The organism is Pseudomonas sp. TH10 (assembly GCF_016651255.1).
Lineage (GTDB): Bacteria > Pseudomonadota > Gammaproteobacteria > Pseudomonadales > Pseudomonadaceae > Aquipseudomonas.
This window is the reverse complement of sequence record NZ_JAEKEG010000006.1, coordinates 1-13,444: the sequence shown is the minus strand read 5'-3', so window position 1 is coordinate 13,444 and position 13,444 is coordinate 1. Positions and strand designations below refer to the sequence as shown.

15 protein-coding genes are annotated in these 13,444 nt (G+C 57.9%); 6 read left to right on the top strand and 9 right to left on the bottom strand.

Going from position 1 to position 13,444, the window contains the following annotated elements; genetic code table 11:
• Positions 1-112 precede the first annotated feature (112 nt).
• The 4 genes from JFT80_RS00775 (at position 113) to JFT80_RS00760 (ending at position 3,559) form a co-directional block, all read left to right on the top strand.
• Complete coding sequence (locus JFT80_RS00775) at positions 113-1,924, top strand: penicillin-binding protein activator (protein WP_201146588.1); 1,812 nt, start codon at positions 113-115, stop codon at positions 1,922-1,924.
• A complete protein-coding gene (locus JFT80_RS00770; RefSeq protein WP_126366239.1) occupies positions 1,924-2,286 on the top strand; it encodes a YraN family protein in 363 nt (120 codons plus the stop codon). Before JFT80_RS00775 ends, JFT80_RS00770 begins: the two co-directional genes overlap by 1 nt.
• A 104-nt stretch (positions 2,287-2,390) precedes the next feature.
• A complete protein-coding gene (locus JFT80_RS00765) occupies positions 2,391-2,984 on the top strand; it encodes a phosphoheptose isomerase (RefSeq protein WP_008082788.1) in 594 nt (197 codons plus the stop codon).
• Positions 2,981-3,559, top strand: coding sequence for a BON domain-containing protein (locus JFT80_RS00760; protein ID WP_201146587.1), 579 nt, complete (start codon positions 2,981-2,983; stop codon positions 3,557-3,559). Before JFT80_RS00765 ends, JFT80_RS00760 begins: the two co-directional genes overlap by 4 nt.
• Before the next feature lie 166 nt (positions 3,560-3,725).
• Here the strand turns inward: JFT80_RS00760 and JFT80_RS00755 are convergent, their stop codons facing one another.
• The 7 genes from JFT80_RS00755 to rplM all read right to left on the bottom strand — a co-directional run bounded on the left by JFT80_RS00755 (position 3,726) and on the right by rplM (position 8,608).
• A complete protein-coding gene (locus JFT80_RS00755; RefSeq protein ID WP_201146586.1) occupies positions 3,726-4,139 on the bottom strand; it encodes a ClpXP protease specificity-enhancing factor in 414 nt (137 codons plus the stop codon).
• Positions 4,140-4,155: 16 nt separating this feature from the next.
• Positions 4,156-4,773, bottom strand: a complete 618-nt coding sequence (locus JFT80_RS00750) for a glutathione S-transferase N-terminal domain-containing protein (RefSeq protein WP_007961620.1) — start codon at positions 4,771-4,773, stop codon at positions 4,156-4,158.
• A 146-nt stretch (positions 4,774-4,919) separates the two neighbouring features.
• Positions 4,920-5,699, bottom strand: a complete 780-nt coding sequence (locus JFT80_RS00745; RefSeq protein WP_201146585.1) for a cytochrome c1 — start codon at positions 5,697-5,699, stop codon at positions 4,920-4,922.
• Positions 5,699-6,910, bottom strand: a complete 1,212-nt coding sequence (locus JFT80_RS00740) for a cytochrome bc complex cytochrome b subunit (protein ID WP_201146584.1) — start codon at positions 6,908-6,910, stop codon at positions 5,699-5,701. Before JFT80_RS00740 ends, JFT80_RS00745 begins: the two co-directional genes overlap by 1 nt.
• On the bottom strand, positions 6,910-7,503 hold the full coding sequence (petA, locus tag JFT80_RS00735; protein ID WP_003228055.1) for a ubiquinol-cytochrome c reductase iron-sulfur subunit: 594 nt from the start codon (positions 7,501-7,503) through the stop codon (positions 6,910-6,912). The genes JFT80_RS00740 and petA overlap by 1 nt, the downstream gene beginning before the upstream one ends.
• 269 nt (positions 7,504-7,772) lie before the next feature.
• Positions 7,773-8,165 carry a 30S ribosomal protein S9 gene (gene rpsI / locus JFT80_RS00730; RefSeq protein ID WP_003205364.1) on the bottom strand — a complete coding sequence of 131 codons (393 nt, stop codon included), beginning with the start codon at positions 8,163-8,165 and terminating at the stop codon, positions 7,773-7,775.
• 14 nt (positions 8,166-8,179) lie between these two features.
• Positions 8,180-8,608, bottom strand: a complete 429-nt coding sequence (gene rplM / locus JFT80_RS00725) for a 50S ribosomal protein L13 (protein WP_019693576.1) — start codon at positions 8,606-8,608, stop codon at positions 8,180-8,182.
• A gap of 245 nt (positions 8,609-8,853) precedes the next feature.
• Between rplM and JFT80_RS00720 the strand changes: the two genes are divergently transcribed.
• Complete coding sequence (locus JFT80_RS00720) at positions 8,854-9,894, top strand: NADP(H)-dependent aldo-keto reductase (protein ID WP_201146583.1); 1,041 nt, start codon at positions 8,854-8,856, stop codon at positions 9,892-9,894.
• Positions 9,895-9,998: 104 nt separating this feature from the next.
• On the opposite strand, the gene JFT80_RS00715 is transcribed toward JFT80_RS00720, so the two are convergent.
• Entirely contained in the window at positions 9,999-11,135 is a 1,137-nt protein-coding gene (locus tag JFT80_RS00715) for an acyl-CoA dehydrogenase family protein (protein ID WP_201146582.1), read from the bottom strand.
• A 250-nt stretch (positions 11,136-11,385) separates the two neighbouring features.
• Here JFT80_RS00715 and JFT80_RS00710 point away from each other — a divergent pair, with 250 nt between their 5' ends.
• Positions 11,386-12,282, top strand: a complete 897-nt coding sequence (locus JFT80_RS00710) for a GlxA family transcriptional regulator (RefSeq protein ID WP_177323306.1) — start codon at positions 11,386-11,388, stop codon at positions 12,280-12,282.
• 181 nt (positions 12,283-12,463) lie between these two features.
• On the opposite strand, the gene zapE is transcribed toward JFT80_RS00710, so the two are convergent.
• A partial coding sequence (gene zapE / locus JFT80_RS00705) for a cell division protein ZapE (RefSeq protein ID WP_201146581.1) occupies positions 12,464-13,444 on the bottom strand: 981 nt, incomplete at its 5' end.

The following is a 13,444-nucleotide window of genomic DNA, read 5'->3' as shown; positions in this document are numbered from 1 at the left end:
GCTGCAACATTTGCATGAGCTAAATTGCCCGTTTCACGCCACTAACATCGCGCCCCGGCCAGTGCTTGGGTACAATTCGACGCTAATTTGATCGAGTATCAGGAACACTTACATGATCGCTTGCCTGCGGCTGTTCACTGCCCTCTGCCTCGCTGCCTTATTGGCGGCTTGCGCCAGCTCCCCTTCCTCCAGCCTTGGCGACCTTCCACGGACTCCGGATGCCAGTATCGAGCAACTGCTCGAGCAGGCTTCCCAGAGCAAAGACCCGGAAAAAGCTGCGCTGTTGCGCCTGAGCGCCGCCGACCTGGCCTATCGCCAGGGTAACGCCGGCCAATCGGCGCAAATCCTCCAGCAAGTACCGGTGGAACAACTAAAGCCTGGACAGCAGGTGTTCGCCAGCACGCTGGCCGCAGAACTGGCGATGGTGCGCAATCAGCCCAAGGCAGCGCTGACTGCATTGAGCCATCCGAGCCTGCAGCGCCTGAGCGAACTGCCGGTCGAGCAACAGGTGCGTACCGGCACCGTGCATGCCCGCGCGCTTGAAGCCGACGGACAGGCATTGGCGGCTGCACGGGAGCGCATTTTCATCGCACCCATGCTCGAAGGCGAAGCCGCCGGCAAGAACCATGAAGCGATCTGGACCCTGATCGCTTCGCTGCCAACCGACCAACTGCAGCCCACCTCCACCGATGACCTCGGCGGCTGGATGAGCCTGGCGCTGGCCGTCAAGACCGCGGGCACCCTGGAGCAACAGCAGGCCGCGATCGACAACTGGCGCGCCCAGAACCCCAAGCACCCGGCAGCCATCCAGCTGCCAATCCCCCTGACCAAGCTCAAGGAACTGGCCAGCCAGCCCCTGGGCAAGATCGGCCTGCTGTTGCCACAGGACGGCCCGCTGGCCGCTGTCGGCAAGGCGCTGCGCGAAGGCTTCATGGCCGCGCACTACCAGGCACAGCAAGCCGGCCAGAATCCGCCAGCCATCGTCTTCTACGACAGCTCGAAGCTGACCTCGATGGACGAGTTTTACCGCAAGGCTCAGGCTGACGGCGTGCAACTGGTCGTCGGGCCGCTGGAAAAGCCACTAGTCAAACAACTGAGCACTCGCCCGCAATTGCCGATCACCACCCTCGCACTGAACTACAGCGAAGGCGATCAAGGCCCGGCACAGCTGTTCCAGTTTGGTCTGGCCGCTGAAGACGAAGCCCGTGAAGTCTCGCGCCGCGCCCGTGCCGATGGCCTGCACCGCGCCGCCATCATGGTGCCGAAAGGCGAATGGGGCGAGCGCGTACTGCGTGCTTTCAGTCAGGACTGGCAGGCAAACGGTGGCAGCATCATTGCCATCGAACGCGTTGATCAGCCAGTGCAACTGGCTCAGCAGATTGCCGGCATGTTCCAACTGCGTCAGAGCGAAGCCCGCGCCAAGAGCCTGCAGAATGCTGCGGGCGCCAACGTAGCGGCACAGCCTTCGCGCCGTCAGGACATCGAGTTCATCTTCCTCGCCGCGACGCCGCAACAGGCGCAGCAGATCAAGCCGACCCTGAACTTCCAGTACGCCGGTGACGTTCCGGTTTACGCAACTTCGCACGTGTACAGCGCCAGCGGCGATGTGAACCAGTACAACGACATGAACGGCATTCGCTTCTGCGAAACCCCGTGGCTGCTGGAAACCAGCAACCCACTGCGCCAGCAAGTTGTTGCACAGTGGCCACAAGCCGCCGGCAGCCTCGGCCGCCTGTATGCCATGGGCGTCGACGCTTACCACCTGGCACCGCGCCTGGGTCAACTGAAGGCCCTGCCGGACAGCCGCATCGAAGGTCAATCGGGCAGCCTCGGCATGACCCAGACCCAGCGCGTTGTGCGTCAACTGCCTTGGGCGCAGTTCGTCAGCGGCCAGGTTCAACGCCTGCCGGACACCCCGCGCTAATGCCTGACCGGTCACGCTCGCAAAGCGGCAAGGATGCCGAGCGCCAGGCGCTCGAGCATCTGCAGAATCAGGGGCTGCGCCTGTTGGCGCAGAACTGGCTGTGTAAACGTGGCGAGCTTGATCTGGTCATGCTTGATGGCGATACAGTAGTATTCGTCGAAGTTCGTTACAGAAAAAACACCCAATGGGGTGGCGCGCTCGCTAGCATCGATGGGCGCAAGCAGCAGAAACTGATTTTCGCCGCACAGTATTTTCTTCAGCGCGAGTCGCGTTGGGCCAATTCCCCCTGCCGCTTCGACGTGGTGGCCATCGACAGCCACCCGGATCAGCTGAACTGGTTGCAGAATGCTTTCGACAGTTGATCGTCTGCGTTGCGACCGGGACAATCCCACCGACAAATTTTGCTCTTTGCTTTGCGGGCTGCACATTCATGTGCCGAACAGCCGCGCTACTTAAGGTCACACAGATGGACATGCAATCCCGAATTCGCCAGCTTTTCCAGGCCAGTATCGACACCAAGCAACAGGCGATGGACGTACTTGCACCGCACATCGAGCAAGCCAGCCAGATCATGGTCAACGCCCTGCTCAACGAAGGCAAAATGCTTTCGTGCGGCAACGGTGGTTCGGCCGGCGATGCCCAGCACTTCTCCTCGGAGCTGCTCAATCGCTTCGAGCGCGAGCGCCCGAGCCTGCCGGCCATTGCGCTGACGACCGATACGTCGACGATCACCTCGATCGCCAACGACTACAGCTACAACGAAGTGTTCTCCAAACAGATTCGTGCACTCGGCCAGCCGGGCGATGTGTTGCTGGCGATTTCGACCAGCGGTAACTCGGCGAACATTATTCAAGCGATCCAGGCCGCACATGATCGCGAAATGATTGTCGTAGCATTGACCGGTCGCGATGGCGGTGGCATGGCGTCGCTGCTATTGCCAGAGGACGTCGAGATTCGCGTACCGGCCAATGTCACTGCACGTATTCAAGAAGTCCACTTGCTGGCGATCCATTGCCTCTGCGATCTGATCGACAGCCAACTGTTCGGGAGTGAAGAATGACCCCTAATCGCCTTGGCCTTCTGGCCTTGACTCTGTGCCTTGGCATCAGCGGCTGCACCTCGGTGGTGAATGCCAGCCGTGAAGCGCCGATCGATGATGACCGCGGCACCCGCACCTTCGGCAGCAAGATCGACGACTCGTTGATCGAAACCAAAGTGGGCGTAAACGTGGCCAAGGCCGATCCGGCTCTGGACAACGATTCGCACATCGTCGTCACCAGCTTCAACGGCGTTGTCCTGCTCGCCGGTCAAACACCTCGCGCAGACCTCAAAGCCAAGGCCGAACAGGCCGCCTCTTCGGTCCAGCGCGTGAAGACGGTGCATAACGAACTGCAGGTACTGCCACCTTCAGGCTTCCTGGCTCGCCAAAATGACACTTGGCTGACCTCGAAGATCAAGACTCAGATGCTCACCGACGCCAGCATCCCCGGCTCGCGCATCAAAGTCGTGACGGAGAATGGCATCGTCTACCTGCTGGGCCTGCTGACCAAACAGGAAGCCGCTCAGGCGACCAATCTGGTGCAGGGCGTTTCCGGCGTGCAGAAAATCGTCAAACTCTTCGAATACATCGACTGATGCGCCACGATCTGTAGGAGCTGTCGAGTGAAACGAGGCTGCGATCCTTTGATCTTTTGATTTTAAGGATCAGAGCCCAGATCAAAAGATCGCAGCGTTCCGCAGCTCCTACGGGTTTGAGAGTGGTGAAGTAATAAAAAAGGCGATCCATCCGGATCGCCTTTTTTTATTTCACCACTTTCAAGCTTGGCCGGCCGCTAGGGCGCGGTGGCTCGCTGTCCGGTGGCGGCAAGTCGTCATCCGACTCGATCTCTTCCTCGTCATCCATCGGCGACTCGAGATCAAACACCATGCCCTGACCGTTTTCCCGGGCATAGATCCCCAGAATCGCACCAATTGGCACGTAGAGACTGTGCGGGACGCCACCGAAGCGACCTTCGAAGGTCACCACGTCGTTGTCCATGTGCAAATGACGCACGGCACTCGGCGAGACGTTCAGGACAATTTGCCCGTCACTGGCGAAACCCTGCGGCACTTGCACCGCCGGGTACTCGGAATTGACCAGCATGTGCGGGGTGCAATCGTTATCGACAATCCACTCGTAGAGCGCGCGGACCAGATAAGGTCGACTGGAGTTCATAGCGGCTCCTTAAGCCTTAGCGCATATCGCGTTCGACACCAGACAGACTCGCCTGGAAAGCCTCACGCGCAAACTGGCGCTCCATATAATCAAGCAGCGGCTTGGCCGGCCGCGGCAGTTCAATACCCAGAATCGGCAAACGCCAGAGTATTGGCAATAGGCAGCAATCCACCAGACTTTGTTCCTCACTGAGGAAAAATGGCTTGTCGGCGAACAACGGCGACACGCCCGTCAGGCTTTCACGCAATTCCTTGCGCGCCACGACACGCGCGGCCTCTTTGCTTTTCGGATCCAGAATCAGATCCACCAGACCACACCAGTCACGCTGAATGCGGTGAATCAGCAGACGGCTGTTGGCACGCGCCACCGGATAAACCGGCATCAATGGCGGATGCGGGTAACGCTCATCCAGATATTCCATCACCACGGTCGACTCCCACAGCGCCAGGTCACGATCGACCAGCGTAGGCAGACTTCCGTAAGGGTTTACCTCGATCAGTTTAGGCGGCTGACGACCAGCTTCCACATAAATGATCTCGGCGCTGACACCCTTCTCTGCAAGCACGATGCGCACTCGGTGGGAATAGTGGTCGGCGGGGTCGGAGTAACAGGCCAACCGATTGGTCACGCCCATGGCGATCCTCCTCGCTTGTTGAATTTGTCGGAACCGGAAAAACGCGCGCGCCCAGAGGACGCCTCCCGCAATGCCTGGCTAGCCAGACCTTGCGTTTTCGGAGGCGCCCTTGGGCGCGCGCGATTAACAGCAATGCTTGAAGCGTATCAGTGCACGTCTTTCCAGTATTCACGCTTGAGCAAGTAGGCGAACACAAAGAAGAACGCCAGGTACAGCAAGACGTAAGTACCGATGCGCTGATGTTGCAGCTTAACCGGGTTAGCCGAGTAAGCCAGGAAGGTTACCAGATTCTTGACCTTCTCATCGAACTGCTCTTCGTTCAGAGCACCGGACTTCGGCACGATGGTCAGTTGATCGCACGCTTCATGAGTCAGCGGCGTACCGGTCAACGGATCATATTGCTTCTTGCCGTCTTCGACGATCTGTACCTGTTTGCAGCCCACCACCTGGCGACCTTGCAGGCCGACCAGCACGTTAGGCATACCGACGTTCGGGAAGACCTTGTTGTTGACACCCCAAGGGCGTGCCGGATCTTCGTAGAACGAGCGCAGGTAACCGTAGAGCCAGTCAGTGCCACGCACACGCGCCACCAGGGTCAGGTCCGGTGGTGCCGCGCCGAACCAGGTCTTGGCGTCGGCCGGCTGCATGCCGATGTTCATGTGATCGCCAATCTTGGCCCCGGTGAACACCAGCTTATCCAGCATCAGTTCGTGAGGAATGCCCAAGTCATCGGCAACCCGTTCGTAACGCTGGAACTTGGCGCTGTGGCAACCCATGCAATAGTTGGCAAAGGTACGCGCACCATCCTGCAGGGCCGCTTTATCAGCGAGGTCGATGTCGACTTTTTCCAGCTCCGGACCGTGTTCGGCGGCGAAAGACAGGACAGGCAAAGCAGCAAAAATCAGAGCAAAAAATAACTTTTTCATCAGCCAGTCACCCTTTCCGGAACCTTTTTGGTCTTCTCGAGCCTGGTGTAGAACGGCATCAGAATGAAGTAGGCGAAGTACAGGAAGGTGCAGATCTGCGAGACCAGCGTGCGCTCCGGCGTCGGCGCCAGAACGCCCAGGATGCCGAGGATCACGAACGAAATGCAGAACACCACCAGCCAGATTTTGCTCATCCAGCCTTTGTAGCGCATCGATTTGACCGGACTGCGGTCAAGCCACGGCAGGACAAACAGCAAGGCAATCGAGGCGCCCATGGCGATCACGCCCATGAGTTTGTCGGGGATCGCACGCAAGATCGCGTAGAACGGCGTGAAATACCAAACCGGCGCAATATGCTCTGGCGTCTTGAATGGGTTCGCTTGCTCGAAGTTGGGTTTTTCGAGGAAGTAGCCGCCCATTTCCGGGAAGAAGAACACGATAAAGCAGAAGATGAACAGGAACACCACAACACCGACAATGTCTTTCACGGTGTAGTACGGGTGGAAGGCGATGCCGTCCAGCGGGATGCCGTTTTCGTCTTTGTGCTTCTTGATGTCGACGCCGTCAGGGTTGTTCGAACCGACTTCGTGCAGCGCCAGAATGTGCAGCACCACCAGACCAAGAATGACGATCGGCAGAGCGACGACGTGCAAAGCGAAGAAGCGGTTGAGGGTGATCCCGGAGATCAGATAGTCACCACGAATCCACTGAGTCAGGTCGTTACCGATAACCGGAATCGCACCGAACAGCGAGATGATCACCTGGGCACCCCAGTAGGACATCTGACCCCACGGCAGCAGGTAACCCATGAAGGCTTCAGCCATCAGCGCCAGGTAAATCAGCATGCCGAAGACCCAGACCAGCTCACGCGGTTTCTGGTACGAACCGTAGAGCAAGCCACGGAACATGTGCAGATAGACCACGATGAAGAACGCCGAGGCGCCGGTCGAGTGCAGCAGACGCAGGATCGAGCCGTACTCGACGTCGCGCATGATGTATTCGACGGAGGCAAAGGCTTCTTCCGCCGACGGGGTGTAGCTCATGGTCAGCCAGACACCGGTGACGATCTGGTTGACCAGAACGAGCAGTGCGAGGGAGCCAAAGAAATAGAAGAAGTTGAAGTTCTTTGGAGCGTAATACTTGCTGAGATGGTCTTCCCACATTTTGGTCGCAGGGAAGCGTGCATCAACCCAATCCATGAACTTGCTCATCACGCTTTCTCCGTATCGACGCCAATGACAATCAGGTCATCGGTCTCATAGGAATGCGGGGGAACTGGCAGGTTCAAAGGCGCGGGTTGCGACTTGTAGACGCGGCCAGCCAGATCGTAGTGGGAACCGTGGCAAGGGCAGAAATAGCCACCTACCCAGTCTTTACCAAGATCTGCAGGTGCCACTTCGGGACGGAAGGTCGGAGAGCAACCCAAGTGTGTGCAGATCCCGATCAGCAGCAGGATTTCCGGCTTGATCGATCGCACTTCAGGGTCGACATAGGTGGGTTGCGTGGAGTTTTTGGAAGTCGGATCGGAGAGCTGGCCCTCGATCTTCTTGAGATTCCCCAGGATTTCCGCAGTACGGCGGACAATGAACACCGGCTGGCCGCGCCACTCAGCAATCATCTGCTGTCCTGGCTCGATCTTGCTGACATTCACTTTCACCGGTGCACCAGCGGCTTTCGCCTTGGCACTGGGAAACCATGACCCCACGAACGGGACCGCAGCCCCCACCGCTCCTGCAGCACCCACCACGGATGTGGCTGCTACCAAGAAGCGACGCCGGCCTGCATTCACGCCGTCATTGCTCATTCAGTCCTCTCCCATCAGCTTTGTGGCCTGTTAAATCAGGCATCTACTAAATAAATCAATGTTACTTATAAAAATTTTGCCGAGATGGTAATGAAAAGCCCCAATTCTGACAAGGGAATTACCCGGAGCTCATACCCTCAAGCCTTGCAGTATAGGGGGTCTACGAATGTGGCAAGTTGTCACAGCGCAATTCTTTTATAAATCGCAGGCATAAAAAAACGCCCGCTTCCGTGAGGAATCGGGCGTTCTTTTTGAACGTGGAAGCGGAATTAACGCTTCGAGTACTGCGGACGCTTACGCGCTTTACGCAGACCAACTTTCTTACGTTCAACTTCACGGGCGTCGCGAGTAACGAAGCCAGCTTTGCGCAGAGCGCCACGCAGGGTTTCGTCGTAGTCCATCAGAGCGCGAGTGATGCCGTGGCGGATTGCGCCAGCTTGACCACTTACACCACCGCCGATCACGGTGACGTAGATGTCGAACTTCTCGACAGTCTCGGTCAGCTCCAGCGGCTGACGAACTACCATGCGGGCAGTTTCGCGGCCGAAGAAGTTATCCAGCGAACGGTTGTTGATGGAGATGTTACCAGTACCCGGACGCAGGAAAACGCGTGCGGTTGCGGTCTTGCGACGGCCAGTGCCGTAATTTTGAGTCGCCGACATAATGAACTATTCCGTTAAAACTTCAGTTCTTGGGGCTGCTGAGCAGTATGAGGGTGTGCAGCGCCCGCATAGACTTTCAGCTTACGATACATGTCGCGACCCAGCGGGTTCTTAGGCAGCATGCCTTTGACCGCGGTCTCGATCACGCGCTCAGGGGCTTTAGCGATCAGCTTTTCAAAGTTGATCGACTTGATGCCGCCCGGGAAACCGGAGTGGGAGTAGTAGATTTTGTCGGTGGTTTTAGCACCGGTTACACGAATCTGCTCGGCGTTGATAACGACGATGTAGTCGCCGGTGTCAACGTGAGGAGTGTACTCAGGCTTGTGCTTGCCACGCAGACGGCTCGCGATTTCGGTGGCCAGACGACCCAGGGTCTGACCAGCAGCGTCGACGACAAACCAGTCGCGCTTTACTGTTTCCGGTTTAGCAGTAAAAGTTTTCATTCTTTATAGCCTCAGGGGCCGCCCTGTAAATTAGACGGCGGATCTTACTGAATAGTGCGTACTTTGACAAGTCAAAGGCAGCCGGATACAGACGCTTTCGGGGGCTCGGGTCGGCGCGTCCGTTCAACGGCAAGATTCTTCGGCGGCGGCGCATCACTTCCACTGCAGAAAGAGGTCGGCAATTATGCAGATTGCGAAAAATATTTCAACCTGCTTTTATGATTGTTTTGCCCAAGGAGCACCCGATGGACTATCGCCAGCTAGGCCGTACCGACCTGAACGTGAGTGCAATCTGCCTCGGCACCATGACCTGGGGCGAGCAAAACACTGAAGCTGAAGCCTTCGCCCAGATCGAAAGGGCCAAAGAGGCCGGGATCAATTTCATCGACACCGCCGAGATGTATCCGGTGCCGCCGAAAGCCGAAACCTACGCCACCACCGAGCGCTACATCGGCAATTACTTCAAAAGTCGCGGCGATCGTGCCGACTGGATCCTCGCCAGCAAAATCGCCGGCCCGGGCAACACCATCGACTACATCCGCGACAAAAACCTGCGCCACAACCGCCAGCACATCACCGCTGCAGTGGATGCCAGCCTCGAGCGACTGCAGACCGACTACATCGACCTGTATCAATTGCACTGGCCGGAACGCAGCACCAATTTTTTCGGACAACTGGGCTACAAGCACAAGATCGAAGCCAACCTGACGCCGCTCGAAGACACCCTCGAAGCGCTCGATGAGCAGGTGAAAGCCGGCAAGATCCGTCACATCGGCCTGTCCAACGAAACGCCGTGGGGCACCATGCGCTTTCTGGCATTGGCCGAGGCCCGTGGCTGGCCGCGCGCGGTGTCGATCCAGAACCCGTACAACCTGCTCAACCGCAGCTTTGAAGTGGGCCTGGCGGAAATCGCCATTCGCGAACAGTGCGGCCTGCTTGCCTATTCGCCGCTGGCGTTCGGTTTCCTCTCGGGCAAATACGAAGGTGGCGCGCGTCCGCCAAAGGGTCGTCTGAGCCTCTACAGCCGCTTCAGCCGCTATTTCAACCCGCAGTCGGAAGCGGCCTGCAGCCGATACGTGGCATTGGCCCGTGAGCACGGCCTGGATCCGGCGCAGATGGCGTTGGCGTTTGTGACCCAGCAACCGTTCGTCACCAGCAACATCATTGGTGCCACAACCCTGGAGCAACTGGAGAGCAACATCGCCAGCTTCGAGCTGAAGCTGTCGGATGAAGTGCTCGAAGGGATTGAGGCGATTCACAAGGATCACCCTAACCCGGCACCTTGATTGACCGCTGAAAGCTTCGCGAGCAGGCTCGCTCCCACAGGTACAGCGTGATTCTTGTGGGAGCGAGCCTGCTCGCGAAAGGGGCAGTCAAATCACTGAAAAACTCAGAGCGAGCGCGCGATGATCTCTTTCATGATTTCATTGGTGCCGGCATAGATCCGTTGCACGCGTGCGTCCGCCCATGCCCGCGCCACCGGGTATTCCCACATGAAGCCGTAACCGCCATGCAACTGCACACACTCGTCGAGTACCTTGCATTGCAGGTCGGTGCCCCAGTATTTCGCCATCGCCGCCGTCGGCACGTCGAGCTTGCCTTGCAGGTGTAGCTCCAGGCACTTATCGACGAACACGCGTCCGATCTGAATCTCGGTGGCCATCTCTGCCAGTTTGAAACGGGTGTTCTGGAAGTCGGCAATCGCCTTGCCGAACGCCTTGCGGTCACGGGTGTAATCAAGCGTCCATTGCAATGCCGCCTCTGCTGAGGCCAAGCCGCCAATCGCCACGGTCAGACGCTCCTGCGGCAGCTCCTGCATCAGGTACGCAAACCCTGCACCGGCCTGCCCCAGCAGATTCTCCTTCGGCACACGAACATCCTGGAAGAACAATTCCGAGGTGTCCTGCGCCTTCATGCCGACTTTCTCAAGACGCTTGCCCTTGTCGAAGCCCGGTGTATTCGCCTCGACCAGAAACAGGCTGGTGCCCTTGGCGCCCGCCTTCGGATCGGTCTTGGCGACGACAATTACCAGATCAGCCAGAAAGCCATTGGTGATGAAGGTTTTTGAACCGTTGATCACATACTCGTCACCGTCCAGAACGGCGGTGGTCTTCACGCCTTGCAGGTCAGAACCCGCGCCCGGCTCGGTCATCGCAATGGCCGTGACCATCTCCCCCGAGACCAGTTTCGGCAGGTACTTGTGCTTCAGCGCCTCACTGCCGTAATGCAGGATGTACGGCGCAACGATGTCTGAATGCAACGAGAAACCGATACCAGTCAGCCCCAGCCGACCGACCTCTTCGATCACCACCGCGCTGTAAAGAAAATCTGCGCCCAGGCCGCCATATTCCTCTGGCAGATGCGAGCAGAGCATCCCCGCCTCCCCGGCCTTGTTCCACAGTTTACGGTCGATGTAGCCCTGTTTCTCCCATTGCCCGTGGAACGGCACGGCCTCCTTTTCAAGGAATGTTCGTACGCTGTCGCGGAACAATTCGTGCTCGGGGCTGAACAGGGTTCTGGGAATCATGCGGCACCTTTCTTTCTTGTTGGAGGGAGATGACCTTCAGAGACTATGCCTACCCTCCGACACAGGACACTGGACACATCCGACAAAAAATAAGACGATCCAGCCGTCTGGTGACCACTTTCCCTTATAAAAACAAAACAAAAGTTGAATTATGTCCAAGCAAGTCTCCACGCCCTTGCGGCGCGTCAGCATCCTGGCGATCGACCAGGTTTTCGCTTTCGCCCTCATGCAAGCCAAGGATTTTTTCCATGTGGCGAGCCTGCGTTACGGCAAGCAACTGGGCCACGGCCTGACTCCGGCGTTTGAAACCCGCCTGGTCAGCCCCGACGGTAAACCGGTGAAAAGCTTCAGTGACGTGGTTATCCCGGTGGACGGAGGTCTGGAAAACACCGATATCATCATCCTTCCGGCGTTTTGGGATGATTTCGATACGTTGTGCAGCCGTTACCCGCAAATCCTTCCTTGGCTACGCGAGCAGCACGCTCGCGGCGCCGTGCTCTGCGGTGAAGCCACCGGGGTGTTCTGGCTGGCCGAGGCCGGGCTGCTCAATGGCAAGGAAGCGACCACGTACTGGCGCTTCTTTAACGCCTTTGCCGAACGCTTCCCCAGGGTGCACCTCAATCAGGACAAGCACCTGACCGACGCTGACAATCTTTATTGCGCCGGCGGCACCACGTCGGCCTGCGATCTTTACATCTACCTGATCGAGCGCTTCTGCGGTGCGAACGTGGCGCAAGCAGTGGCCCGCGACATTCTTTACGAAGTACAGCGCAACTATTCGCCGGGGCGTATCGGTTTCGGCGGGCAGAAGCTGCATCAGGATGTGATCATCCTGCAGATCCAGCACTGGCTCGAAGAGCATTTTGCCGACAAGTTCCGCTTCGAAGACGTCGCCCGCGAACACGGCATGAGCATCCGCAACTTCATGCGCCGCTTCCAGACCGCCACCGGCGACAAGCCGCTGCATTACCTGCAACGCCTGCGTATCGAGACCGCCAAGGGCTTGCTCTCGGGCAGTCGCAAGAGCATCAAGACCATCAGTTATGAGGTCGGTTACGACGACGCGAGCTTCTTTGCGCGGCTATTTCGCCAGCACACCGAGCTGTCGCCGAACCAGTATCGGCAGCAGTTTCAGCAGGCAGCATAACCTAGGCGCAACAGCGAAATTCCAATGTGGGAGCGAGCCTGCTCGCGAATTCGGTTTTACATTCACTAAGATTGTTGGCTGACACACCGCTTTCGCGAGCAGGCTCGCTCCCACAGGGAAGATCTTCAGCGCATAAAAAAGGGCCTGCAATTGCAGGCCCTTTTTATTTGCCGAACGCTATTTAAGGCTTGTGCGCCCGCGACAGGAATTCGTGCGATTGCATTTCCAGCAGTCGGCTCAGCGTGCGCTGGAACTCGAAGTTCAGGCGGCCGCCGGTGTACAGATCCTTCAGCTCGACTTCAGCAGAAATGATCAGCTTGACGTTACGGTCGTAGAATTCGTCGACCATATTGATGAAGCGTCGGGCGATATCGTCGGTGGTGACGCTCATCTGCTCGACACCGCTGAGCAGCACGGCGTGGAAGATCTTGCCCAGTTCGATGTAGTCGTTCTGGCTGCGTGGGCCATCGCACAGTTCGCGGAAGTCGAACCAGGCCACGTCATCGCAAGTGCGCAGGGCACGGATTTCGCGGTTCTCGATCATCAACACGTCGTTCTCGACGGCTGCTGTGCATTCTGGCGTCAACGCCTTGAAGCTCTTGCGCAAGCTCTCGTGAGCGGCTTCGTCGAGCGGATAGTGGAACAGCTCCGCTTGTTCGAGGTGACGCAGACGGTAGTCGACGCCGCTGTCGACGTTGACGATCTCGGTGTTCTGCTTGATCAGCGCGATGGCTGGCAGGAAGCGCGCGCGCTGCAGGCCGTCCTTGTACAGGCCGTCAGGCACGATGTTCGAGGTCGCGACCAGGGTCACGCCATTCTTGAACAACTCTTCCATCAGCGTGCCAAGGATCATGGCGTCGGTGATGTCGGAGACGAAGAACTCATCGAAACAGATCACCCGGGACTCGTCCGAGAAACGCTTGGCGATGATGGTCAGCGGGTTTTTTTCACCGCCCAGGGTCTTCATTTCTTCGTGCACGCGCTTCATGAAGCGGTGGAAGTGGGTACGGGTCTTTTCCTTGAACGGCAGCGCTTCGAAGAAGGTGTCGACCAGGTAAGTCTTGCCACGACCTACGCCGCCCCAGAAATACAGCCCCTTGATCGGGGTCTGGTCTTTCTTGCCGAACAGTTTCCCGAGAAAACCGGGTTTGTTCTGCGAGGC